Source organism: Oceanisphaera avium (genome assembly GCF_002157875.1).
Lineage (GTDB): Bacteria > Pseudomonadota > Gammaproteobacteria > Enterobacterales > Aeromonadaceae > Oceanimonas > Oceanimonas avium.
In genome coordinates this window covers 2656995-2682970 of record NZ_CP021376.1, presented here as the reverse complement: position 1 = coordinate 2682970, position 25976 = coordinate 2656995, and the positions used below count along the sequence as shown (strand labels likewise).

The 25976-nt window shown below is 49.0% G+C and carries 20 protein-coding genes and 1 pseudogene; all 21 read right to left on the bottom strand.

Annotated elements, in window-relative coordinates; genetic code table 11:
- Positions 1 to 38 precede the first annotated feature (38 nt).
- Positions 39 to 374 carry a ribonuclease E inhibitor RraB gene (gene rraB, locus CBP12_RS12385; RefSeq protein WP_408634977.1) on the bottom strand — a complete coding sequence of 112 codons (336 nt, stop codon included), beginning with the start codon at positions 372 to 374 and terminating at the stop codon, positions 39 to 41.
- A 72-nt stretch (positions 375 to 446) separates the two neighbouring features.
- A complete protein-coding gene (locus CBP12_RS12380) occupies positions 447 to 1169 on the bottom strand; it encodes a 1-acylglycerol-3-phosphate O-acyltransferase (protein ID WP_086964858.1) in 723 nt (240 codons plus the stop codon).
- A 119-nt stretch (positions 1170 to 1288) separates the two neighbouring features.
- Positions 1289 to 2965 (bottom strand): methyl-accepting chemotaxis protein, encoded by a 1677-nt coding sequence (locus tag CBP12_RS12375; protein ID WP_086964856.1) that lies wholly within the window; start codon positions 2963 to 2965, stop codon positions 1289 to 1291.
- Between the two features lie 354 nt (positions 2966 to 3319).
- A complete protein-coding gene (locus CBP12_RS12370) occupies positions 3320 to 4981 on the bottom strand; it encodes a methyl-accepting chemotaxis protein (protein ID WP_232455076.1) in 1662 nt (553 codons plus the stop codon).
- A 222-nt stretch (positions 4982 to 5203) separates the two neighbouring features.
- The gene (gene secA, locus CBP12_RS12365) at positions 5204 to 7936 is read right to left on the bottom strand and encodes a preprotein translocase subunit SecA (RefSeq protein WP_086964852.1); all 2733 of its coding nucleotides are present in this window, start codon (positions 7934 to 7936) and stop codon (positions 5204 to 5206) included.
- 50 nt (positions 7937 to 7986) lie between these two features.
- Positions 7987 to 8835 carry a M23 family metallopeptidase gene (locus CBP12_RS12360; protein ID WP_086964850.1) on the bottom strand — a complete coding sequence of 283 codons (849 nt, stop codon included), beginning with the start codon at positions 8833 to 8835 and terminating at the stop codon, positions 7987 to 7989.
- A 75-nt stretch (positions 8836 to 8910) separates the two neighbouring features.
- Positions 8911 to 9834: a UDP-3-O-acyl-N-acetylglucosamine deacetylase gene (lpxC, locus tag CBP12_RS12355; protein ID WP_086964849.1), complete on the bottom strand. Its 924-nt coding sequence runs from the start codon at positions 9832 to 9834 to the stop codon at positions 8911 to 8913.
- A gap of 130 nt (positions 9835 to 9964) precedes the next feature.
- Entirely contained in the window at positions 9965 to 11107 is a 1143-nt protein-coding gene (gene ftsZ, locus CBP12_RS12350) for a cell division protein FtsZ (RefSeq protein WP_086964847.1), read from the bottom strand.
- 53 nt (positions 11108 to 11160) lie between these two features.
- Positions 11161 to 12417, bottom strand: coding sequence for a cell division protein FtsA (ftsA, locus tag CBP12_RS12345; protein ID WP_086964845.1), 1257 nt, complete (start codon positions 12415 to 12417; stop codon positions 11161 to 11163).
- Positions 12377 to 13144, bottom strand: coding sequence for a cell division protein FtsQ/DivIB (locus CBP12_RS12340; RefSeq protein WP_086964843.1), 768 nt, complete (start codon positions 13142 to 13144; stop codon positions 12377 to 12379). Before CBP12_RS12340 ends, ftsA begins: the two co-directional genes overlap by 41 nt.
- Position 13145: 1 nt before the next feature.
- Positions 13146 to 14063, bottom strand: a complete 918-nt coding sequence (locus tag CBP12_RS12335) for a D-alanine--D-alanine ligase (protein ID WP_086964841.1) — start codon at positions 14061 to 14063, stop codon at positions 13146 to 13148.
- Positions 14060 to 15519: pseudogene (gene murC, locus CBP12_RS12330) on the bottom strand (UDP-N-acetylmuramate--L-alanine ligase). The gene CBP12_RS12335 and the pseudogene murC overlap by 4 nt, the downstream one beginning before the upstream one ends.
- A 13-nt stretch (positions 15520 to 15532) precedes the next feature.
- A complete protein-coding gene (murG, locus tag CBP12_RS12325) occupies positions 15533 to 16621 on the bottom strand; it encodes an undecaprenyldiphospho-muramoylpentapeptide beta-N-acetylglucosaminyltransferase (RefSeq protein WP_269765819.1) in 1089 nt (362 codons plus the stop codon).
- Positions 16621 to 17793 carry a cell division protein FtsW gene (gene ftsW / locus CBP12_RS12320; RefSeq protein ID WP_086964839.1) on the bottom strand — a complete coding sequence of 391 codons (1173 nt, stop codon included), beginning with the start codon at positions 17791 to 17793 and terminating at the stop codon, positions 16621 to 16623. Before ftsW ends, murG begins: the two co-directional genes overlap by 1 nt.
- Positions 17790 to 19100 (bottom strand): UDP-N-acetylmuramoyl-L-alanine--D-glutamate ligase, encoded by a 1311-nt coding sequence (gene murD / locus CBP12_RS12315; protein ID WP_086964837.1) that lies wholly within the window; start codon positions 19098 to 19100, stop codon positions 17790 to 17792. The genes ftsW and murD overlap by 4 nt, the downstream gene beginning before the upstream one ends.
- 2 nt (positions 19101 to 19102) lie before the next feature.
- Positions 19103 to 20185, bottom strand: a complete 1083-nt coding sequence (gene mraY / locus CBP12_RS12310) for a phospho-N-acetylmuramoyl-pentapeptide-transferase (RefSeq protein ID WP_086964835.1) — start codon at positions 20183 to 20185, stop codon at positions 19103 to 19105.
- Complete coding sequence (locus tag CBP12_RS12305; protein WP_086964833.1) at positions 20179 to 21525, bottom strand: UDP-N-acetylmuramoyl-tripeptide--D-alanyl-D-alanine ligase; 1347 nt, start codon at positions 21523 to 21525, stop codon at positions 20179 to 20181. The genes mraY and CBP12_RS12305 overlap by 7 nt, the downstream gene beginning before the upstream one ends.
- Complete coding sequence (gene murE / locus CBP12_RS12300; RefSeq protein WP_086964831.1) at positions 21522 to 22994, bottom strand: UDP-N-acetylmuramoyl-L-alanyl-D-glutamate--2,6-diaminopimelate ligase; 1473 nt, start codon at positions 22992 to 22994, stop codon at positions 21522 to 21524. Before murE ends, CBP12_RS12305 begins: the two co-directional genes overlap by 4 nt.
- Positions 22978 to 24723: a penicillin-binding transpeptidase domain-containing protein gene (locus CBP12_RS12295; protein WP_086964829.1), complete on the bottom strand. Its 1746-nt coding sequence runs from the start codon at positions 24721 to 24723 to the stop codon at positions 22978 to 22980. The genes murE and CBP12_RS12295 overlap by 17 nt, the downstream gene beginning before the upstream one ends.
- Positions 24720 to 25034 (bottom strand): cell division protein FtsL, encoded by a 315-nt coding sequence (gene ftsL, locus CBP12_RS12290; RefSeq protein WP_086964827.1) that lies wholly within the window; start codon positions 25032 to 25034, stop codon positions 24720 to 24722. Before ftsL ends, CBP12_RS12295 begins: the two co-directional genes overlap by 4 nt.
- Positions 25031 to 25975: a 16S rRNA (cytosine(1402)-N(4))-methyltransferase RsmH gene (gene rsmH, locus CBP12_RS12285; RefSeq protein ID WP_086964825.1), complete on the bottom strand. Its 945-nt coding sequence runs from the start codon at positions 25973 to 25975 to the stop codon at positions 25031 to 25033. The genes ftsL and rsmH overlap by 4 nt, the downstream gene beginning before the upstream one ends.
- Between the last annotated feature and the right edge of the window lies 1 nt (position 25976).

The window sequence follows — 25976 nt, the reverse complement described above, 5'->3', positions numbered from 1 at the left end:
AGTATATTCTTTTTTGTGTATTCCGTGGCGAAGCAATATTACTCTTCGAAATAAGTGCCCCAGCCATCATATTCAAGGCCATATTTTTCGGCGATGGCCAGCAGCTGTTTTACTTGTAGCATAATAGCTTCAGCCTCTAGCGTCCCTTGAGTTATGGCATCAAAACTAAGCAGTGTTTCACCGGTTTCAATCACGATTTCTTCGGCATCAGTCACTTCATATTCTAGCTTAAAGCAATCCAGAGCGGCTTTTTCCAGCTTGTCGAAGTCTAGCCCAGAGAAATGATGCTCTAAGGTATAAAGCGCATCCGCTTTACTGCCATCTTCTAATAATGAGGCAATAATCTCATGGGTTTCATCTTGCCAATGTTGCAGTTCAGTCATAACAGGCTCCTTGGCCGATAATTCAATAACCAGTTAAGGGTGAAGCAAAATACACTCTTTCATTTAAGTAGGACGGCGCACCTCTTGATCAAGCTCATCGATGCGCTCACTTAATAGTTTGCGACTATGCTTTAGCAAGTCGCGAATTTGGTGCGCATCATATCCTTCAATGGCAATGGGCGGCATAATTTCCACAATAAGCTCACCATTATCCCAACGGTTTAAGTCCACTTGGCCAAAGTAGCTAGAGCAGGCAATAGGGATTAACGGCACTTGCGCTTGCAATGCAATATGAAAGGCACCGGTTTTAAACGGCAATAAGCCCTTACCTTGGCTGCGCGTGCCTTCTGGAAACATCCAAATCGACATATTTTGCTGGCGAATTTTGTCCACTACAGTGCCGATAGTACTGGCCGCTTTGGCTTTATTTTCTCTGTTAATTAGCAAGTTACCACTAAGCCAAAATAACTGACCAAATAAGGGGATCCAAAATAAACTGCTCTTCCCAATGGCCACAGTGCGCGGCATCACCGCACCGGTTAGCGCAATTATGTCCCAGTTACTTTGATGATTGGCGATATACACCGCCGATTTAATATTTTTTGCGTGTTCATAACCGCGAAAGGTGACATGCAGCCCAATAATTTTACAGGCTTGGTTAAACAAGCGTCCTAGCAAGTAAACGTTATTAGGATGACGAGGGCGTACTAGGCAAATAAGAGTGCCTAAGATAAACACCGCCACCATGGCCAGCGCCAAGATTAAGATCCGCAATAGCTTTAACATCAGAACATCCCGCATTTTGAGAGTCGGCAGTATACTGAGCACCCCTAATATGAACAAGACCCAGTCGCTAATGAAACGGCTGGGTCTTAATTTATCAACACCACTAACAGAAGTCGTGCTTAGCCAAGGTAGCGGCCGCTGGGTTCATGGGCTTCTAGTTTAAAGCCCTGTACCAGTTGTTGTAAGCGCGCGGCAAGTTGGGTGAGCTCGCCACTGGCGGTGGCTGTTTGGTTCGCTCCTGCCGCGGTCTCATCGCCTAATTCGTGGATAGTCGTTAAGTTGCGACTAATGTCTTCTGTTACCGTCGCTTGCTCTTCAACGGCGGTGGCAATTTGCGTATTCATATCATGAATAGTTTGTACCGCCCCACTAATCATCTCCAGCGCTTGCTCTGCTTCTTGCGCTTGGCCGACGGTAAGCTCCGCCTGCTGTCGACCACCGGTCATGGCAGTCATGGCTTGCTTAGCATCTTCTTGGAGCTTAGCAATGGTGGTCACTATCTCTTGAGAAGAATGCTGCGTTTGCTCTGCTAAATTGCGCACCTCAGAGGCCACCACCGCAAAACCACGACCTTGCTCGCCGGCGCGTGCAGCTTCAATTGCGGCGTTTAACGCCAATAAATTTGTGCGATCGGCAATTTCTTGGATCACTTCTACCACTGAGCTAATTTGGCTACTGCTATCGGCTAATGACTGCACCACACGCCCAGTTGCGGTCACATCATCGGCTAAACGACTAATGGAGGTCACTGTTTGTTGTACCACGCTACGCCCTTGTTCAGCCGCTTCATTGGCAGACTGCGCTGAAGACGCTGCCAGCGAGGTGTTTTGAGACACTTCTTGCACGGTAGCCGACATCTGGTTAATCGCGGCGGCTACTTGGTCAGTATCTTGCTGCTGGCGATTTAAGTTAGCACTAGTTTGTAATGAAATCGCCGACGTTTGCTCAGCGGCTGCCGACAAGCTATTACTGGACTCATGAATATGGCCAATCAGCTCGCGCAAATTATTATTCATATGTTGCAACTTGCCATACACACCTGAAGCATTAGCTGCAAACTGTGAGCTTAAATCCCCATTAGCAATGGAGTTAGCTACCCGCTCCATTTCACTAGGCTCGGCACCTAAGGGCACAAGTACTAAGCGCTTTAACACCCAGCCTAAGAATAAGCTAAAGATAATCAAAGCCACCACTACCGCCACCATCACTCCGGCCATGGTGCTATTACGTTGCTCTTCTAATGCCACAGTGCCGTATAAACGGCCGAGCATAGTATCAATAAACTCATCCACCGTGTTTACGGCTATTAAACGCTCGGCATCGTATTCTGCACTTAACAATATATCTTGGGCTTGTTGTTGGCGGCCTGTTCTCATTAATGTGATGGCCTCGTTTTCCATCTTATCCATGATAACAATGGATTTTTGTCCGCGCTCTAGGATGCTGCGCTCCGCGGTAGTTAAGTCCATTTTCGCCAACATATCTGTGTCAGAAATGGTATTATTATCTACTCGTTTAGAACGCCCTTCTACTACCGCATCGGCTTTTTCATAGACTGCCAGTTGCTCGGCATTACCCGTGACCACATAGTCACGAAGTGCAGTCGATTTCTCCGTAGAATATAAACGCACCATGCCAGCGTTATTAAAGTAGTTAAAGAGATCGTCTTTAGCGTTGTTGACTCCTTGCTGAGATTGCAATAGCAAATACAGCGAGCCACTGAGTATTAACGCCAGCGCGAATAACACAATAAACGCCAAGCGGATCACCATCTTAAGGGTTAAATTTTTATACATAGTAATAATTAGCCTATCTCGAGGGAGAAAGTTCTATGGTCAATCACCTGTCAAAAATACTTAGACGAGATAGACCAAATCAGGTATTACAGAGCAAGGGATGGCATAAACTTGACTTTAAAATCCACTAATAACAATAACTTAGATTAGTTGTTGTTTTTAAAGACTTTTTAATGGCGTTTGCTTAGCTCTATAGCGTGCAATCACCCTATCGGCGGTGAGAATAAATACTTAAGAGGTATTTATAAAAAGTCATACCTCGTCCACAAAACAGGTTTGCTCTTCACTTATAAGCCTTGAAATAAAAACGCCCTCGGCATTGCTACCGAGGGCGTTAAATAATCAATACTCACCCTAAGCGTTACGTAGCGTAGTCTCTAAGCGAAAGCCTTGGACGAGTTGTTGTAGCCCCGCGGCAAGCTCTGATAGCTCACGACTGGCACTGGCGGTGTGCTCGGCACCACTGGCGGTCTCTTCGCCTACTCCTTGAATGGTGGTGAGGTTACGACTGATGTCCTCCGTGACCGTGGCCTGTTGCTCTACGGCGGTGGCAATTTGGGTATTCATGTCATTAATGGTTTGCACGGCGGCACTAATGAGATTAAGCGCCTGCTCGGCTTCATGGGCCTGACTAACGGTGAGCTCCGCTTGCTGGCGGCCACTTTGCATGGCTAACATAGCCTGCTTAGCATCATTTTGTAGCTTAGCAATAGTGGTCACAATCACTTGTGAGGATTGCTGGGTTTGCTCGGCAAGATCACGTACCTCTGACGCCACGACCGCAAAACCTCGGCCCTGTTCTCCCGCTCGTGCCGCTTCAATGGCGGCGTTAAGGGCTAATAAGTTAGTTCTATCGGCAATATCTTGAATAACTTGGACCACAGTACTAATTTCTTGACTGCTATCGGCTAAAGATTGCACCACTTGACCGGTTGCTTGCACATCATCAGCAAGTTGGCTAATAGACAGTACCGTCTGTTGCACTACTACTTTCCCCTGCTCGGCTGCTTCGTTAGCAGAGCGTGCCGAAGACGCCGCTAAGCTGGTATTGTGAGACACTTCTTGCACCGTGGCAGACATTTCATTTATGGCCGCCGCCACTTGTTCGGTATCGGTTTGTTGGCGTCCGATATTAGCACTGGTTTGTAAGGAAATAGCGGAGGTTTCTTCAGCCGCCGTAGATAAGCTTTGGCTAGATTGATGAATATGACCAATCACTTCGCGCAGCTTTTCCGCCATGTGCTGCAAATTAGCATAAACACCCGTGGCGTTAGCATTAAAGGTTAAACTTAAATCTCCTTCACTAATAGCGGTGGCGACGCGCTCCATTTCACTGGGCTCTGCGCCAAGCGGTTGTAATACCGAGCGCTTCAGCGTCCAGCCCAGTAGCAGACTTAATGCCACTAAACCCACCACTAACGTAATCATCAAGGTCACCATTTGTTGGTTACGCTGCTGCTCTTGCTCTAACTGAGTATTTAAGCGCTGGAGTAAGTCGGCAATCGCCATATTGACCGAATTACTCATTAAGTGACGACCTTCATCATACTCAGGGCCAAACACTAATTGTTGAGCTTCAGTGGCACGGCCATTTTGCATTAGTGCAATCGCTTTTTTCTCCAGCTCACCTAGCATCACAGTGCCGCGGCGGCCTTGCTCAAGCAAAGCTAATTCAGAAGCATCCACTGGCAATTCTGCCAACATGGCTTGGTTTGAAATCTGCCAGCCCCCTGCTCTTGGTTTTTCGCCCAAGGTCATGGCCATGGTGTCTTGGTAAGTTTTTAGTTTTTCAGGGTTGGCGGTAACGACATAGTTACGAATATCATTAGAAAGCTCAAGCGAGTACATACGCATCATATTACTGGCGTTAAAAGACTGAAACCGAGATTCTTGAGTGTGGCTAACACTTTGTTGGGATTGCAATAACAGATATAAGGCAACACCAAATATCATAGCGACCGCTAGCACTACCAAGAACACCAAGCGGATCAACGCTTTCAAGGTTAAGTTTTTCAAAATTTAGCACTCCGTTAGCTAAGGCTTAGTTAAAATTCTTATTCGTTATACTTATATCGACTTCCTTAATATTTTATTTAGTAATATGTATGACTAAACCCTAACTTTTTTAGCGCACTAGTGGCTTGTTTTTGATCAAAGCGCCCGCAAAAAAAGACCGCCTTTAATAGGCGGCCTTATTCACTCACAAGCATTAAGTTTTTGCGATATATTTAATTTAATTTAATTTAATTTACCGTGACATTGCTTGTATTTTTTACCGGAACCACAAGGGCAGGCGTCATTACGACCTACTTTTTGGCCTTCGCGCACAAAAGTATTAGGCTCAGCCGCGCCCGCAGTCGCAGTCGCCGTCTCATCTTCTAATAAATTATCTGCCGAAGCATGGCTGTAACTTTGTGGCAAACTCTCCGCTGCTTCACGGCGTTGTTCATCTGCGGTGGCAATTTCTTCTTGGCTTTGTACTTTCACTCGGCTCAAAATGCTCACCACTTCGCGCTTTAGATTTTCCAGCAACTGAGTAAACAACTCATAAGACTCGCGCTTGTACTCTTGCTTAGGGTTCTTTTGCGCATAACCTCGTAAATGAATACCTTGGCGTAAATGATCCATGGCCGCCAAGTGCTCTTTCCACAAGGTGTCTAGAGTTTGCAGCATGACTGAGGTTTCAAATTGGCGGATCACTTCCGCGCCCACTACCGCTTCTTTATCGGCATAAGCTTGTGCAGCGAGTGCCTGTATTTGGTCGCGAATTTGCTCATCGTGTAACTTATCGTTTTCTTTTAACCAAGCCTCGATTGGCGCTTCTAAGCCAAAATCAGCCATCAAACGGTGCTCAAGTCCTGGCACATCCCACAACTCTTCTAATGATTGAGGAGGAATATACTCATCGATAATGCCATTAATAACGTCTTCACGGATCAAGGCAATGGTGTCGCTAATGTCGCTGGCATCTAACAGCTCATTACGCTGTTCATAGATAACTTTACGCTGGTCGTTAGCAACATCATCAAATTCTAATAAGTTTTTACGAATGTCGAAATTACGGGTTTCTACTTTGCGCTGAGCATTTTCAATGGCGCGACTCACCCAAGGGTGTTCAATCGCTTCGCCTTCTTCCATGCCTAATTTTTTCATCATACCGGTAACCCGATCTGAGGCAAAAATACGCATCAAAGCATCTTCCATCGACAAGTAGAAACGGCTAGAGCCGGCATCACCTTGACGACCGGCACGACCGCGCAGCTGGTTATCAATACGGCGAGATTCATGGCGCTCGGTACCAATAATATGTAAGCCACCCGCAGCAATCACTTCATCGTGGCGAATGCGCCACGCCGCTTTAATATCGGCGATTTGCTGCGCACTCGGCGCTTCTAGCTTATCGATTTCTGACTGCCAGTTGCCACCTAGCACAATATCTGTACCCCGACCGGCCATGTTGGTCGCTATGGTGACCACTCCCGCTTGACCGGCTTCGGCAATAATTTCCGCTTCACTTTCATGAAATTTAGCGTTAAGGACTCGGTGAGCGATGCCTTCTTTATCTAAGATGCCTGATAGTAATTCGGAGTTTTCAATAGAGACGGTACCCACGAGCACCGGCTGGCCCCGTTTAACACAGCCTTTAATGTCTTCAATAATGGCTAAATATTTTTCAGGGGCTGTTAAATACACTAAATCGCCCATGTCGTTGCGGACCATGGGTTTATTAGTAGGGATCACCACCGTATCTAAACCGTAAATATGTTGAAATTCAAAAGCTTCAGTATCTGCGGTACCAGTCATACCGGCCAGCTTTTCATATAATCTAAAGAAGTTTTGAAAAGTAATGGAGGCTAAGGTCTGGTTTTCATTTTGGATTTTCACCCCTTCGCGCGCTTCAACGGCTTGGTGTAAGCCCTCTGACCAACGACGCCCAGGCATAGTACGACCCGTATGCTCATCCACGATAATCACTTCATCATCTTGAACGATGTAGTCGACGTTGCGCTCAAATAATGTATGAGCACGCAAGCCCGCATTCACATGAGCTAACAGCGTAATATTGCCTGCTGAGAATAAAGAGTCATGCTCTTCAATTAACCCCATGCGCTTTAATTCGTCTTCAACGAAAATTTGGCCGTTTTCCGTTAATAGCGCCTGTTTGTTTTTCTCGTCTACCGTGTAATGGCCATCACCGATGTAATCTTCGGTGTCTTCTTCGTCTTGCTTAACCAGCTTTGGGATCAAGGTATTAATGCGAATATAAAGCTCTGAGCTGTCTTCTGCCGGACCTGAGATAATTAATGGTGTACGCGCCTCATCAATTAAAACCGAGTCCACTTCATCAATCAGCGCATAATATAAAGGACGTTGTACGCGCTGCTGCGGAGAAAAGGCCATGTTGTCCCGTAGGTAATCAAAGCCAAACTCATTATTGGTACCGTAAGTAATATCGGCGGCATACGCGGCATGCTTTTCGCTCGAGTCCATACCGGCTAAGTTACAGTCAACAGTTAAGCCTAAGAACTCAAATAACGGTCGGTTAGCTTCTGCGTCACGACGCGCCAGATAATCATTCACCGTGATCACATGCACACCGCGCCCAGTGAGCGCATTAAGATAGACCGGCAAGGTGGCGGTTAAAGTTTTACCTTCACCGGTTTTCATTTCGGCAATTTGATTGTTATGTAACACCATGCCGCCAATTAACTGCACATCGAAATGGCGCATTTCAAAGACACGGCGTGAGGCTTCACGCACAGTAGCAAAAGCTTCGGGAAGGAGTTCTTCTAAGGTTTCACCTTGTTCTAGGCGTTGGCGAAACTCAACAGTTTTAGCTTGTAACTCGCTATCGGACAAGGCCTCAAATTTAGGCTCCATGGCATTAATTTCATCCACCACTTTGCGCATGCGCTTGAGGCTTCTGTCGTTACGGCTACCAATTATCATGGTAAAAAGTTTAGTGATCATGTTTGGCCAATTTTGCTGATGAAAGAGAAAGCCCCAGTGGGGACCGAGATCTAATTAAGTATAAATCGCGCTGGATTCAACTGTTTATTGCCTTTTAACACTTCGTAATGCAAATGCACGCCGGTAGCACGACCAGAGCGTCCCATACGTGCGATGAGCTGCCCTTGCTCGACATACTCACCCACTTCAACTAACTGACTATCAAGATGGGCATAGCGGGTAATCCACCCCTGCCCGTGGTTAATTTCAACCATATTACCAAAGTCTTTATGGTGCTCAGATACACTCACTACACCGGCGGCCGTGGCAGCAATAGGCTCGCCTATTTTACCTCTAAAGTCTAAACCGCGATGCCAACGCGCTCGTCCACTAAAGGGATCACTGCGTTTGCCAAACCCTGAACTCAGTTCACTGGTGCCAGGAACGGGATGTCCTTGGACTTGCGTGATTTCATTGATATGGAGATTCAATAGCATAGATTCAAGTGCTACCAGCGTAATGCCATATTCTTGAGTGTGCGCCATGACTTGGCTTAGGGTTTGGTTAAGATCGGCAAAGCCATTAAAAGGGCGCTGTAATAAATTAGTATCAAGGCGAGCTACTGGTAACTCGTCCATTAAATCATAGTCACTGACTAAGCGATGACTCATTTGACTCACTTGGCTTACTTGCGCTTGTAATTGACCTAAACGCTGGCCAATACGGGTAAGCTCTCGCTGTTGAATACGTTTTTGCTGAGCGAGTTGGCTGGTTAACAGCTGCTGTTGGCGCTGACTGCTTTGCCACTGGCTATAAAAAAATACCGCGGCCAGTAGCGTGCTAATTAGTGCTAAGCATAACCAAGGCGTTAAAGACCAAGCAAAGCGAGTTTGTTTGGTAAGAGCGGGGGCTTTTTGCATAAGAAGGTGTGCTTAAGAAATAGGACGAGGAAACAAAAAAACACGCCAGCTAAGGCTGGCGAGTCTTAATAACATTTAAGCAGGGCTAAAGGCGGTGTCGTAGTAGCGGATCGGTGACTGAGAATCTTGCTCATCAAAGGTGACGATTTCCCAGGCCTCGGCATCGGCTAACATAGCGCGCAATAAGGTATTGTTCAGAGCGTGGCCGGTTTTATAAGCGCAAAACTCACCCAAAATACTGTGATTACACATGTATAGATCGCCAATGGCGTCTAACATCTTATGTTTCACAAACTCATTGGGGTAGCGCAGGCCGTCTTCGTTTAACACTTTATACTCATCTAACACCACGGCATTTTCTAAACTGCCGCCCAGCGCCAAGTTTTGCGAGTGCAGATATTCAATATCGCGCATAAAGCCAAATGTACGAGCGCGGCTTAACTGCTTAACAAAGGCAGCACCCGAAAAATCCAGTACCAAATGTTGGCTTTGACCTTCAAACACCGGGTGATCGAAGTCGATGGTCAAGTCCATCTTAAAGCCGGCATGATAGGGTCTTAATTCTGCCCATTTATCGCCATCTTCAACGCGTACTGTTTTCTTAATACGAATAAAGCGCTTTAAGGCATTCAGCTCGTGAATTCCTCCCGATTGCAGCAGGTAAATAAACGGATGAGAGCTACCGTCCATTACCGGCACTTCGGGGGCATCCACTTCGATAATTAAGTTATCGATGCCAAGCCCTGCAAGGGCGGCAGATAAATGCTCTATAGTCGATACCCGCACGCCGTCTTCATTGACTAGCGCGGTACACAGCATAGTGTCTTTCACTAAAGCCGCATCGGCTTGAATATCGACCTGCGGGCTCAGATCCGTACGACGAAACACGATACCTGTGTTAGCCGGCGCCGGTACAAAGGTCATTTGTACTTTATGGCCGGAATGCAGGCCGATTCCGGTGGCCTGCACGGTATTCTTTAACGTTCGTTGTCTAATCATAAGATTGTCCGCCAGTAGTTATCTGCCACGAGTCTGCACTAAAGGCCAGATCCCAACCAAATTCAAGTGGTCCAATATGTTAGCATAATAATTGCTCACCGCAAATTAGACCCTTTAAAAGGCTGCAGAGTTAATCGGCCTGTTTACGCAAAAATGCCGGTATATCTAAATAGTCCATATCTGACTTAGCTTGCGTGGCATCCGCGTTAACCACCATTTTACCGGGCTGCTCTTCCCGTGGTGCTTCCACTTGGCGCATCCCATTATCATCACGATTACTGGTGCCCGATTTTACTAAGGTAATATCGGGTTTACGCTCAGCACCAATACCCGTGGCGACGACGGTGACGCGCAGCTCATCAGATACTTCTGGGTCTAATACGGTACCCACCACGACGGTGGCATTTTCTGAAGCGAACGCCTTAACGGCATTACCTACCGTTTCAAACTCTTCAATGGTCATATCTAAACCGGCGGTGATATTAACCAAAATACCGCGCGCGCCAGCTAAGTCCACATCTTCTAACAAGGGGCTAGAAATGGCTTTTTCGGCGGCTTCTTCGGCTCTATCTTCGCCGGTGGCGGTGCCGGTACCCATCATAGCGGTACCCATTTCTCGCATTACGGTACGCACGTCAGCAAAGTCGACGTTAATTAAGCCAGGACGAGTAATTAGCTCGGCAATACCTTGTACCGCACCCAATAACACATCGTTCGCTGCACGAAACGCGTCTAATAGTGAAATACCGCGGCCTAAAACTTTTAATAACTTATCGTTAGGAATGGTAATTAAAGAGTCGACGTGTTTGGCCAGCTCATCAATCCCTTGCTGGGCATAACTCAAACGCTTTTTACCTTCAAAGGCAAACGGCTTGGTCACGACCGCGACGGTTAAAATACCTAATTCTTTCGCAATCTCTGCTACTACGGGTGCCGCACCGGTACCGGTGCCGCCGCCCATACCGGCCGCAATAAACACCATATCCGCGCCATTAAGCAATTCGCGAATCGCGTCTTTATCTTCTATGGCGGCGTCGCGCCCTACTTCCGGATTAGCACCAGCGCCTAAGCCTTTGGTGATCTCGCCCCCAATTTGTAGCGTGCTATCGGCACTGGAGTTACGCAGTGCTTGAGCATCGGTGTTGATGGCTAGAAACTCCACACCCTCTAGCTTTTCGCGAACCATGTGCTCAACGGCATTACCGCCGCCACCGCCCACGCCGATCACCTTAATTACCGCTTCCTGCTCGTGATCATTCATCAATTCAAACATAAGAGTCTCTCCGCTTTTCTTGGGACTGAGTGCCAGGGGCTAGGTCCACAAGCTTAAAATTCGCCACGCAACCAGTTGCCCATACGTTTAAAAATAGAGCCAAAACTGGATTTGCCATTATAGTCTTGCTGAGGCATTGACTGATGCTCCTTACCGTAATGGAGCAAACCTACGGCCGTGGAATACACAGGTGTCTCAACGTAATCTGATAAACCTTTAACGCCATCAGGCTGGCCGATGCGTACTTGGCATTGAAATATTTGCTCGGCACACTCTACCAATCCCTCAATTTGTGCCGCACCACCGGTTAAGACCAGTCCGGCCGCCAGTTGGTGTTTCACCCCGGCTTTTTTTAGCTCGCCTTGGATTTTGCTTAACTCTTGGTTAATCATGCCCAATAACTCGCTATAGCGCGGCTCTATCACTTCCGCCAAGGTTTGGCGTTGTAAACTACGCGCCGGACGACCACCCACACTTGGCACTTCTATGGTGTCTTCTTTACTGACCAAACGGCTAAAGGCGCTACCATGGCGGATCTTAATGGCTTCCGCATCTAAAGGAGGTGTACCAAACGCATAAGCAATGTCACTGGTGACGGTGCTGCCTGCGTAGGGGATCACTTTAGTGTGGCGCAGCGCGCCGCCGGTAAAGACCGCCATGTCCATGGTGCCGCCGCCAATATCGACCACGCACACCCCTAATTCTTTTTCATCATCGGTTAATACCGCATAGCTTGAGGCTAGGGCACTAAAGATCAACTGGTCGACACGCAAACCTAAGCGCTCCACACACTTTTCAATATTACGCGCCATGTCGTTATGGCAGGTAATTAAGTGCACTTTGGCATGCATACGCACGCCCGACAAACCAATGGGGTTTTTAATCCCCTCTTGAAAGTCGATGGAGTATTCTTGAGGCAATACATGCAACACCCTGTGTTCATCTGATAAGCGTACTGATTTGGCAGTATGAATGACGTTATCTACGTCCTCCTGAGTCACCTCTTCATCAGAGATGGGTACCATGCCCGTTTCATTACGACATTCGATATGCTTACCCGATAGGCCAAGGTAGACAGAAGTGATTTGGCAGTCTGCCATCATTTCTGCTTCATCTACGGCTCGTTTCAGTGATTTAACCACTGACTCCAAATCGTTAACGCCGCCTTTGTCCATTCCCTTTGAAGAATGGCTGCCAATGCCGATAACGTTCAAATCGCCGTCTGGTAGTAATTCGCCTACCAGAGCTGTGACCTTAGCCGTGCCGATATCAAGCCCGACGATCAGGTTTCTTTCCGCGCTTTTGGTCATTATCCGTCTCTTCGTCCTGCTTCCATCCCACTGCCAGCCCAGTATCGTAGCGCAAATCGAGATAGGCTACTCGTTCGCGCTCATCAATATCTGGATAGACATCAACAAATCGTTGTAATCGTGCCGCTATATTCTCGCGGCCCAATAATAAAGTTATGCCGTTATCTAGAGTCAGTTCCCATGAGCGACGTGGTGTTAAGTGAATCTGCTCAATGCCATAACCCTTTGGCTGTAAATATTGTTTTATTTGCTTATATTCGGCTAATACTCGTGCCGACTCTTCATCTGGTCCCGATAACGACACCAAATCTGCTTCTTCTAGCGTCGCTTGAAAGACTTCACCTAATTCATTCAGCAAGGCGTTATAGTTCCAACGTGCCGCCGGTTGCTGCTCGACTATATAGACTCGCACCGTGTCCGGCCATTGTTTGCGCACCGATGCTTGATAAACCCACGGCAGCGCTTGCAACTGTTGTTGGACCTGATCTACCTCTAGCGCAAAAAAATTGCCAATGCCGGGCAGCTCTAATACCGAGTCGCGCACCATCTCACGGCTTAGATAACGGTGCTCCCCTTGGATCATTAAATTATTAACGGGCAATTGATTTGCCGAGGTCATCCACAGCACGACTAGCCACAAGCCCCAAAGCAGCGCTGACAGCACCACTAAGAAAAAACTTAAGCCACCAAAAAACGCCAGCCTAGTGCGGGTTGCGGCAGAGGTCATATCAGTATGCCTGCTCCAGCACCGCCACCACTAATTGCTCAAACGATAAGCCGGCTACTTTAGCCGCTTTGGGCACCAAACTGGTTTCAGTCATGCCAGGGACCGTATTCACTTCCAATAAACACCAGTTACCTTGGCTGTCACGCATCACATCTACGCGTCCCCAACCACTGGCATCCACCGCTTTAAAGGCGGCGACACACAGCTCGCCCAGTGCTTTTTCTTCAGTTTCACTTAAACCACAAGGGCATAAGTACTCAGTATCACCGGATTGGTACTTAGCCGAGTAATCATAGAAATCATGAGTGGTACGCAAACGGATAGCGGGCAATGCCTGCTCGCCTAAAATACTCACCGTATATTCCTCGCCATCGATAAAGCGCTCTAACAGCACTTGTGCGTCAAATTTAAACGCTTCTTCAATGGCGGCGATTAAGGTAGGTGCATCTACCGCCTTAGTCATGCCAATACTTGAGCCTTCATTAGCAGGCTTTACAAAAATAGGGCCGGCAAATTTGGCCAATAGCGCACTCGCATCTTCAGCCTTAAACTGGCCACGATGCACCACGCTAAACTCTGCAGTGGGTAAGTCTAAGGTTTTCCAGACTTGTTTGGTGCGGATTTTATCCATGGCCAGTGCCGAGCCAAGCACGCGCGAGCCTGTATAAGGCAGACCTAAATATTCTAATGCCCCTTGCAGCGCACCATCTTCCCCGCCCCGGCCATGTACCACGATAAAAGCTCGCTCAAAGCCCTCGGTTTTAAGCTCAGCTAGCGCATAGTCTTTGGTATCGATACCATGGGCATCCACACCCGCATTGCGCAGCCCCTTTAACACGGCCGCTCCCGAGCGTAATGACACTTCGCGCTCTGCTGCATGCCCGCCAAATAATACTGCTACTTTACCAAATGATGTCACGCGGGCTCTCCTTGTTGCATTGCAGCGATCGATAATTCTAATTGGCCTAAAGTGCGCGCTAAGCTGCCCACATTGCCAGCCCCTTGGGTTAGCACTAAGTCACCATCTTGCAATAACTCGGCCAGCACGTGCGGTACTTCTTCAGGACTGGCCACGTAAATAGGCTCCATCTTGCCACGGCTACGAATAGAACGACATAAGGCACGACTATCCGCACCCGGAATTGGCGTTTCGCCCGCACTGTACACCTCAAGCAAGATCAGTACATCGGTTTTTGATAATACATCAACAAAATCTTCGTACAGATCACGGGTTCGACTGTATCTGTGGGGTTGGTAAATGGTCACTAAGCGTCGTTCTGGCCAACCCGCACGGACCGCATTTTGTGTGGCGCGCACTTCGCTAGGGTGATGGCCATAGTCATCCACTAACTTGGCATAGCCGCGACCGGTAGCAAATTCGCCATATTGTTGAAAACGACGACCCACGCCTTCAAACTTAATTAACGCGGCTAAAATAGCCTCATCCGCTACGCCGTCCTCGCAAGCGACCACAATAGCGGCCGTCGCATTTTGGGCATTATGGCGCCCTGGTAAATTTAGTTTTACCGCTAACGAGCGACCATCGGGGCGCGATACGCTAAAGCGACAACTATCTCGTTCTTGGCTAAAATCGCTAATGCGATAGTCGGCATCTTGGGCAAAACCATAGGTGACACATTGGCGGCTAATGCGCGGCATGAGTTCACGTACCACCTCATCGTCTACACATAACACCGCTAAGCCATAAAAGGGCAAGTTATGTAAAAAGTCGATAAAGGTCGCTTCTAACTTACTAAAATCACCGCCGTAGGTGTCCATGTGATCCGCTTCAATATTGGTCACAATCGAAACCATGGGCTGTAAGTGTAAGAACGAAGCATCACTTTCATCGGCTTCGGCAATTAAATAGCGGCTAGAGCCTAAGCGTGCATTACAGCCAGCGCTATTGAGTAAGCCGCCAATAACAAAAGTCGGATCGCGCCCCGCTTCGCCATAAATACTGGCAATTAAACTAGTGGTGGTGGTTTTGCCATGGGTGCCGGCTACCGCTACACCGTGGCGAAAGCGCATTAGCTCAGCTAACATTTCCGCGCGGCGCACCACCGGGATCCGCAGCTCTCTGGCCGCCACTAACTCGGGGTTATCCTCTTTAATAGCGCTCGAAATAACTACCACACTGACATCGGCCACTTGCTCGGGGCATGACCTAAATAGATTTTGGCCCCTTTAGCAGTTAAGCGATCGGTAACGGGGTTATAAGCAATATCGGAGCCAGAGATCACATAACCTTCATTGCCCAACACTTCGGCAATACCGCCCATACCGGCACCACCGATGCCGATAAAATGGATGCGACGCACTCGTCTCATTTCGGGAACTGTGCTGCGAAGTTTTGCTAGTTCAACTTTGGTCATGCCTTTCTCTCATTTATTTTGCAACGCTTTGTAATTGCGCGGTGACCCGCTCGGCGGCATCAGTAATAGCAAGCGCACGTGCCTGTTGGGCCATGGATAATAAGCGCGCTCGATTGTGGCTAAGCTGGTGCAGCTGTTCGGCCAAAAAATCGGGGGTAAGTTCAGTTTGTGCCACTAAAATAGCGGCACCTGAGTGGGCAAGCACGCCCGCGTTCTTAGTTTGATGATCGTCAACTGCATGGGGCAGCGGTACAAAAATGGCGCCCACGCCAGCGGCGGCAATTTCAGACACCGTTAAGGCGCCCGCGCGACACACCACTATATCGGCACTGGCGTAAGCGCTCGCCATATCTTGAATAAAATCACTCACGTGGGCGACTAACCCTAAGTCTTGATAGTGAGCGCGCACCGCTTCGCTATTTCCTTTGCCCGTTTGGTGGCGCACTATGACATTACCTGCCCGAGCAACGGCTAAGGGCACGACTTCATTTAATACTTTTGCGCCTAAGCTGCCGCCCACCACTAATAAACGCAACGGCTGCGGGTCTAGCGAAATGCGCGCCTCAGGTGCCGGTAACGCTAATACTTCGGCGCGTACCGGATTACCTACTAACTGCACTTGCTTGCGCTTAGCAAAAGGGCCAGGAAAAGCTATTAACACGCTTTTTGCTAAGCGGGCTAATAGCTTATTGGTCATGCCAGCTGCCGCGTTTTGCTCATGCAATACTAATGGGATACCCATAAGCCACGCTGCCACGCCCCCAGGGCCAGCAGCAAAACCGCCCATCCCAAGCACCACGTGCGGCTTCACAGCCTTTAAAATAGCGCGCGCTTGCCAAGTCGCTCGCAAAATATGCCAAGGAGCGAATAGCTTACGCTTAAAGCCATTACCGCGCACGCCAGCAATCGCAATAGTGTGTAGCGGATAACCGTGTTGTGGCACTAACTGCGCTTCCATGCGCTCAGCCGTGCCTAACCAATGAATGTCCCAGCCTTGGTCTCGCAGCAAGTCCGCCACAGCTAACCCTGGAAACACATGGCCACCGGTACCACCGGCCATCACTAATAAAGTTTTGGGAGACTGAGCAGCACTATTTGACACTAACTCGCCTCCCGTTGTCTTGCTTGCATATTGTCGCGGCGCCACTCAAAGTCGATGCGCAGCAAAATCGCCACCGCCGTGCTAATCACTAACAGACTCGAGCCACCATAACTGACTAAGGGCAACGTTAGGCCTTTAGTGGGTAACATGCCAGACGCCGCCCCTACGTTGACCACAGTTTGAAAACTAAACCAAATGCCAATGCCCATGGCTAAATAGCCCTCGTATTGGCGCCCTCCTAATAATACTTTTTGGCCAATATGCAGCGCTTTAAAGGCTAACCATGCTTGCAGTAATAACACTATGATGACACCGCTAAAGCCAAGCTCTTCGCCTAAGATGGCAAACACAAAGTCAGTATGGGCTTCTGGAAGGTATTCTAACTTTTGAATAGAATTCCCTAAGCCCTCGCCAAACCATCCTCCGCGCCCAAACGCCATTAAGGATTGAGTTAACTGGTAGCCACTGCCAAAGGGGTCTTCCCAAGGATTTAAAAAAGAGGTGACACGGCGCATCCGATAAGGCGCATTAATAACCAAAAATAATAATAAAGCCAAACCTAAGCCCACTAAGCTTAAAAACTGGCTTAAGCGAGCGCCCGCTAAAAATAACATACCCAGTGTGGTCACAAATAATACCACCACCGAGCCTAAGTCGGGCTGTAATAGCAATAACACCGACAAGATGCCCATCACCGCCAGCGGCTTAATAAAGCCCTTCCATTGGCCACGCACTTCATCTTGGCGGCGCACTAAATAACCGGCCAAAAAAGTAAACAGTGCCAGCTTAGCGATTTCTGCAGGCTGGACGTTTAATGGCCCTAAGGGTAACCAGCGCTGACTGCCGTTTATTTCACGACCTAACACTAATACCAGTACTAAGAGCACAATAGAAAACAATAACAGCGCGGTATTAAACTGCTGCCAACGATCCATGGAGACTTGTAAAATAAACACACTGAGCACTAAGCAAATAACCAAAAAAATTCCGTGGCGCTTCACAAAATGAAAAGGGTCATTACCTACATTAATGCCCTCGGCAATGGAGGCCGAAGAGACGATAACTAAACCGATGGCCATTAAGGTCAGCGATAAAATCACTAATTGACGATCATAAATAAGGCCAATTGAGGGGCGCAGTAACCAGTTGCTACCAAAAGTAGGCCATTTCATAGCGCCTCCACCAGCGTAATAAAGTGCTCACCGCGCAGCTGATAATTGCCATACATATCAAGACTGGCACAGGCGGGGGCAAATAATACCGTATCGCCCGCTGTGGCTTGCTCAGCACACCATGTAACAGCCTGCGCTAAGTTAGTCACAGCGTGAGTGTTAGCAGCGAGCGCCAATAATTGCGCTTGGTCTTGCCCAAAACACACCATGGCTGCCACCTTGCTCTTAAGGACCGCCATCAAAGGAGAAAAATCTTGGCCTTTACCTTGGCCGCCGACAATCAGCCATAAACGTCCTTGCTTTGCACTCTCAGCAAGCCCATCAATTGCCGCTAAGGTCGCCCCCACATTGGTGGCTTTACTGTCATTTACCCAGCGCACGCCCTTTTTTTCGGCTACAAATTGACAGCGATGTTTTAAGCCACTGAAGCGGCGCAAGACCGCCTCTTGCGCTGGCCAAGAGATGCCTGCTTGATCACTCAAGGCCATCGCCGCCAGTGCATTAAGTTGGTTATGACTACCTAATATTTTTAGCTCAGAAACCGGAAACAACGGCTGACCTGCTCGACTTAGCCATAATTGGCCGTCCTGCTCTGTGCGCCCATAGTGAGTTTCATCCAAGCCAAAACTGACGCTTGCCACTTTCTTAGGCGGCTGAGTTTGAGTGTCTTCACGATTAAATACACCTAATTGGGTATCTTGATAAATCGTCAGTTTCGTATCGCGATAATGAGCAAGGTCGCGATAGCGGTCTAGGTGGTCTTCGCTAATATTAAGCACAGTGGCCCCTAACGTGGCTAAACTGGGCGTAGTTTCTAGCTGAAAACTTGATAACTCTAATACCACTAACTGCGGCTGGTCCGCCAGTAACTCCAGTGCCGGAGTGCCAATATTGCCCCCCATACCCACCTTAATGCCTGCTTGAGCGGCCATCTCGGCTACTAGGGTAGTAACGGTGCTTTTACCATTGGAGCCGGTAATAGCAATAATGGGAACGTGGCGAGTGGCAAGCGCTCGCACTACTAACTCAATATCACCAATAATCTCCACCCCCGCCTCAAGCGCCTGCTGTAACTCAGGCGTGGCCAAGGGCACGCCGGGGCTTGCTACTATGAGCTCAGCCGCTAATAAAGGCGCTAATGACAAAGCACCAAAATGGCGCTCAACATGGGCCGGTAATTGCTCAGCACCAGGTGGGCAGTCGCGGGTGTCCATCACTATCGGAGTGATATGGTGCGCCAGACAATAATGCAAAACTGAAATACCAGTTTGCCCCAGCCCTAGAATAAGGATCCGCTTAGGCAACATGCTTATCTTACCTTTAAGGTAGCGAGGCCAATCAGTACCAGCATCAGCGTGATAATCCAAAATCTCACAATCACTCGCGGCTCAGGCCAACCTTTTAACTCATAGTGATGATGAATGGGCGCCATGCGAAAAATACGCTGGCCGCGCAGCTTATAAGAGCCGACTTGTAAGATGACCGATAGCGTTTCAATCACAAAGATCCCGCCCATGATCACCAATAAAAACTCTTGGCGCACCAACACTGCAATAACACCTAAGGTCGCGCCTAGCGCTAATGAACCTACATCCCCCATAAAGACTTGAGCGGGATAGGTGTTAAACCATAAAAAGCCTAAACCAGCACCGACAATGGCGGTACAAAACACGGTGAGTTCACCCGCATGGGCCACATAAGGAATATGCAAGTACGCCGCAAAGTTAACGTTACCGGTGGCCCACGCCACTAAGGCAAAGCCTGCCGCCACCATCACCACCGGCATAATAGCGAGGCCATCTAAACCATCGGTTAAGTTAACGGCGTTGCTAGAGCCGACAATCACGAAATAACTCAAAATAATAAAAAATAAACCCAGTTGCGGCATCACTTCTTTAAAAAAGGGCACCACTAATTGGGTCTGGGCGGGGTCTTTAGCGATGATATAAGCCGCTAGCGCCGCGGCAAGGGCCGCCATGGATTGCCAAAAGTACTTCCAACGGGCAATCAAGCCATCGGTATCTTTGCGTACCACTTTGCGATAATCGTCGACAAAACCGATGGCTCCAAAAGAACCTAAAACAAACAACACTATCCATACATACGGATTATCTAGGCGCGCCCATAACAATACGGTGCCAAAAATAGAAATAAGGATCATTAGGCCGCCCATAGTGGGCGTGCCAGCCTTACTAAAATGTGACTCAGGGCCATCGTCGCGTACTACTTGGCCAATTTGCAGCTGTTGTAGTCGTCGTATTAAGTAAGGCCCCACCCACAGACTAATGACTAAGCCAGTTAAAATGGCGATAACGGCTCTAAAAGTTAGGTAAGAAAATACGTTAAAAAAGCTGAAATAAGGAGTCAGCCACTCCGCCAGCCAAACTAGCATGGACTTTTCTCCTGTATCGCGCGTACCACGTCTTCCATGCGCGCACTACGTGCACCCTTAATCAAAACCACAACCTTATGTTGTTGAGCCAGCGTCTCAAATAACACTGTCTGTAATTGTTGTTTATCGACAAAATGTCGCCCTTGTGCCGCTTGCGCCGTAAATTGGCTGTCTTTACCTACGGTTAATACGCAGTCAATACCGAGTTTTTTGGCGTGCTCACCCACTTGGCTATGCATGGCTTTGCTATAACTGCCAAGCTCGGCCATATCGCCAAACACAAAGATATGAAAACCAGGCAAGCTAGCTAGGGTGTCTAAACCTGCAAGTACAGAAGCCACACTGGCGTTATATGTATCATCTAACACCGTCAAGCCGGGTCGCGTCCATACCTGCAAGCGCCCTGCAGACGACGCAAACTGACTTAAACCTTGGCTAATATCGCTTAAGCTGGCCCCTAGTTGCTCGGTGCCTGCCGCGGCGGCTAGCGCATTTGCCACATTATGCTTACCCGGAAGTGGCAATTTAATGGCTACCTCACCTTGAGGGGTGAGCAAGCGAAATTGTGCACAGCCGGCTCTGTCTAATTGAATATCTCGTGCCTGATACGCTTTATGCTCACCAAAATAAACTAAGGGGTAGTGTTCTTTCCACAGCTTACAAAAGGGGCTGGCACCATTAGCAATGGCTACCCCGCCTTCTACTAAGCCTGAATAGATTTCCCCTTTCGCTTGTGCCACCCCCTCCAAAGAGCCAAAGCCTTCTAAGTGTGAGGCTTCCACATTATTAATAATGGCCACATGAGGTTGGGTTAAAGAACTGGTCCAAGCGATTTCACCCACATGGTTCGCTCCTAGCTCAACAACGGCGAAATCTGTATCTGCGGTGAGCTGGCATAAGGTAAGAGGCACGCCGATTTCATTGTTTAAATTACCTTCGGTGGCCAGCACTTGGCCTTTTTGGCGCAATATAGAGGCGGCCATTTCTTTTACCGTGGTTTTGCCACAACTGCCGGTAATGGCTAATACTTTGGCGCTACTTTGTTCGCGAACTAAGCCTCCTAGCACGCCCAGCGCTAACCGCGCATCGGCGACCTTTATTTGGGCCACCGTATCGGGCACGCTTAACCAGCGCTCCACTAATAGGGCATCAGCGCCTTGCGCTAGCGCATCAGCGACAAAGTCATGACCATCAAAACGCTCGCCTGTTAAGGCGACAAATAGCGTGCCGGCACTGAGTCGCTGTCGGCTGTCAGTCGTCACGCGCGTTACTAAGCGGTCTGCTCCGCGTAGCTCTCCGCCGGAGGCGTCAGCTATTTGGCTTAATGTTAGCGCTATCATAAATTCGCTCCCAATAACGCCGCGACCGTTTCGCGATCGCTATAATGTATTTTTTCGCTGCCCACTATCTGGTAATCCTCATGGCCTTTACCGGCCACTAAAATAATATCGTCCGCGCTTGCTTGTGCGATAGCATAAGCAATAGCGTCGGCTCGATTGTGCACCACCGGCACTGAGTCTGGCGCGCTTAATCCTTGGCGCATATCGTTAATAATATTGCTGGCCGACTCAGTACGAGGATTATCTTCAGTCAGTACCACGCAGTCTGCCCCTTGCTCGGCGGCGGCGGCCATTAGCGGGCGCTTACCTTTATCTCGGTCTCCGCCACAACCCACTACACACCATAATTGACCTTGGCAGTGCTGGCGCAAGGCGTTTAGTACTTGCTCTAAGGCATCGGGCGTATGAGCATAATCTACAATCACTAACGGCTGTTGCGGGGCGCGAAATGACTCCATGCGCCCTTCTATGCCCGATAATTGCGCCGCAGTGGCTAATAATCGCTCAAAGGGCTCGCCCAACGCTAATAACGCGCCCATGGCGGCCAATAGATTAGCCACATTGAAGCTGCCCATCAGGGGGGCGAATAATACACCATTGCCCCAATCAGAGTTAATGGTCACTTGCATGCCATCGCCAGAAAAGCGCACCGTTTCCGCGACAATTTGTTTACCGCTAAAATCACTCAGCCGTCCATGCAAGCTATAAGCAATGGCATCGGGATAGTGTACCAACCAGCGACGACCCAGCTGATCGTCGGCATTTATCACCCGTGCCTGCTGACACAATTCAAATAATTGGCGCTTAGCCGCGGCGTACTCTGCCATAGTGGCGTGATAATCTAGGTGATCACGACTGAGATTAGTGAACACGGCCACCTTAAACTGCAGTGCTGCCACTCGGTGTTGATGCAAGCCATGAGAAGAGACCTCCATCGCCACTCGCTTGGCACCCGCCCTTTGTAAAGCAGCCAGTTGCGCTTGGATCGCTAAAGGCGAGCCGGTGGTATTTATTGCCGGCGTTAAGTGGCCATAAAGGCCATTACCTAGGGTGCCCATTACCCCAGCAGGAGTGCCCAACAAGTCGCTCCAATTAGCAATAATTTGGCTAACTGTGCTCTTACCATTGGTGCCGGTCACGCCTACTACTGGCAAAGCAGCAGACATATCGCCATAAAATAACCCACCTAACAAAGACACCTGCTGAGCGAGCTGATAGACATTCAGTAAACGAGGATCATCAGCCACTAGGCCTGCTTGCTCGGGATGCGCTACCTCAACTAATACGCCGGCGGCGCCTTGGGCGAGTGCTGTTTCTATATATTGCCGCCCATCTTGCACTTGTCCTTGAATGGCAATAAATAAGCAGCCAGGCACCACGGCCCGGCTATCTAGTGTGATCGCAGTGATAGGAATGGCCGGCGCCGTGTGTCCTAGCGCTTGGGCTAACTCTCTAAGTGTGAGGGACACGTTTTGCCTCCTGACCTGCTAAGTTAAATTGTTCATCTTTGGCACCATCGGGGCGAATATTCATTAATTGCAGCGCGCCACTCATCACCTCAGCAAACACCGGCGCCGCCACTTGCCCACCATAATATTGATCACCTTGTGGCTCATTCATCACTACCACCATAGCCAGTCGCGGATCACTAATGGGCGCCACGCCGGCAAATAAGCCTACGTAATCGTTACCATAACCGCCGGCGATAGCTTTGCGCGAGGTACCCGTTTTGCCACCCACACGATAGCCCGGAATAGCGGCGTTCCCTGCAGTCCCGCCCGGGCCTACCACAGCTTCTAACATCTTGAGTACTGAGTCGGCGTGCTGTTTAGGGATAACCTGCTCCCCCTTAGGGGGTTGTTCTCGCTTAAGAATACTGAGTGGAAACCGCACGCCACCGTTGGCGATAACGGCGTACGCTTGCGCTAGCTGTAAGGGCGTTACTGTTAAGCCATAACCAAAGGATAAGGTGGCTTTTTCAATATCTGACCAGCGACGACGCTGCGGCACTAAGCCTGGGCTTTCGCCCACCAGACCGGTACCCGAGTCAATTCCCAACCCAAAGCGATATAAGGTGTCGATTAACTGTTCTGGCGTTTCTTGTAATGCCATTCGTACCATGCCCATATTAGAAGAGCGCATTAACACCGTTTCTACGCTAATTGGGCCTAAGTTGCGCGTATCTGACACCCGCTTGCCGCCAAGGCGCATCCAGCCCGGACTGGTATCAATAATAGAATTAGCATTGACCACGCCGTTTTCTAAGGCACTCACTACAATGAGCGGCTTTAAAGTAGAGCCGGGCTCATAAGCATCGGTCGCCGCGCGATTACGCGCGCGAAAACTTTGATACTGGCCACGGTTATTAGGATTAAATGACGGGCTATTGACCATGGACAAGACTTCGCCGCTTTTTACATCAATTAATACCAGAGAGGCAGAAGTGGCACGGTAATACTCACTGGCACGCTTTAGCGAGCGATAGGCTAAGGCTTGGATGCGTTGATCAATACTCAGCTGAATATTATTGGCTTGGCGCGCTTCTGACACCACGCCTAAGTCTTCAATAATGCGCCCTGTTCTATCTTTGCGAACGCGACGCTCGCCCGCTTGTGCCGTTAGCCAGTCATTGTAACTGCGCTCAATGCCTTCTATGCCGTTACCATCGATATTGGTCATGCCCACCATATGGGCATTAATTTCCCCAGTGGGATAAAAGCGCCGTTCTTCGGGGCGCAGGTGAACCCCAGGTAGACGCAATTTTCTAATGTATTCTGCCACCGCTGGCGTAACTTGGCGCTGTAAATAAACAAAGCGACGCTTAGGGTTTTCTACCTGTTTCAGTAATTTTTCTCGTGGCACGCCCAATACATCCGCTAGCGCCTGCCAAGCTTGTTCTTTTTTTAAACTCTGCTCACCATGCACTTGTTTAGGATCTGCCCATACCGCTTGTACCGGTACCGATACCGCTAACTCTTCCCCGTTCCTATCCATTACCATGCCGCGCGTAGTGCTGGTTACGGCGGTGCGCAAGGAGCGCATATCGCCCTCCATGCGCAACCGATCCGGCGACACCACTTGTATCCAAGCTGCGCGAGCAAATAAGGAGGCAAACGCCACCACAATAAAGGCACAGACGGTTAGGAAGCGCCAGCTCGTTAAAAGCGGCTCTTTTTTAGCTTGCTTGCGCCGTCTCATTGTTGCACCACCAGTTTTTCCTCGGCCGGGGCAGGTCGTTTCATACCCAGTTTATCTCGTGCTAGCAGCTCTATGCGGCTGTGCTCCATTAGTGTGTTTTGCTCTAACAGTAAATGACGCCATTCAATATCCAGCCGGTCTTGCTCAGCCATGAGCTCGTTATATTCACTGGTGAGCTGGCGCGTTCCTTGAGTGATCACAATCACGATGAGTGCCGAGCCAATGGTAATAGCGGCTAATAATAACAGCCATTTATAGCGTAATAAGTCTTGGCCAATTTCTTTGGCAAGATTCACTCTAGCGCTTCTCACTGCTCATTATCCAAGCGCTTTGCCACCCGCAGTACTGAGCTACGAGAGCGAGGGTTAGCGGCCACTTCTTCACGAGTCGGCTTTTGCGCTTTACCGAGGCTTTTTAATAAGCGCCCTGTCGATAATTGAGCTTCGGTGAGCGGTAATCCAGGAGGGAGCTCTGGGCCTTGTTCGTGCTTGCGAATAAAGCGCTTGACGATGCGATCTTCTAAGGAGTGAAAACTAATCACCGATAAGCGCCCCTGGGGCGCTAATACTTCCAGTGCGCCGGCCAGTGCTTGTCCAATCTCCTCGAGCTCACCATTAATATGAATACGGATCGCTTGAAAACTTCGCGTAGCCGCATGTTTGTGTTTATCTTTACTGGGGCTGACGCGCGCTATCATTTGTGCCAGAGCTCGCGTGCGAGTATAGGGTTCAGTCGCGCGATCAAAGACAATAGCGCGGGCAATTTTACGAGCAAATTTTTCTTCACCGTAATTTTTTAATACCCACGTAATATCATCTTCGCTGGCCTCGGCTAACCATTGTGCCGCACTTTGCCCCGTGGTCGTGTCCATGCGCATATCTAGCGGACCATCTTTTTGAAAGCTAAAGCCCCGCTCTGCTTCATCTAACTGTGGAGAAGAAACGCCTAAGTCCAACAGAACGCCGTCAATCTTTTTCGTTAAGCCCAGCTCGGCCATCATGCTCGCCAGCTGAGAAAAAGGACCATGGAGAATTTTAAAACGCGGGTCAGTAATAGTGGCGGCTTCAGCTATGGCTTGCGGGTCGCGGTCAATGGCGAATAAGCGCCCATTTGGACCTAATTGAGAGAGGATGTGGCGAGAATGGCCACCGCGGCCAAAGGTGCCATCTACGTAAATACCATCAGGTTTAATGTCTAAGCCAGCCACCGCTTCGTGTAGCAAAACCGTAATATGTGTGTGTTGTTGGCTCATG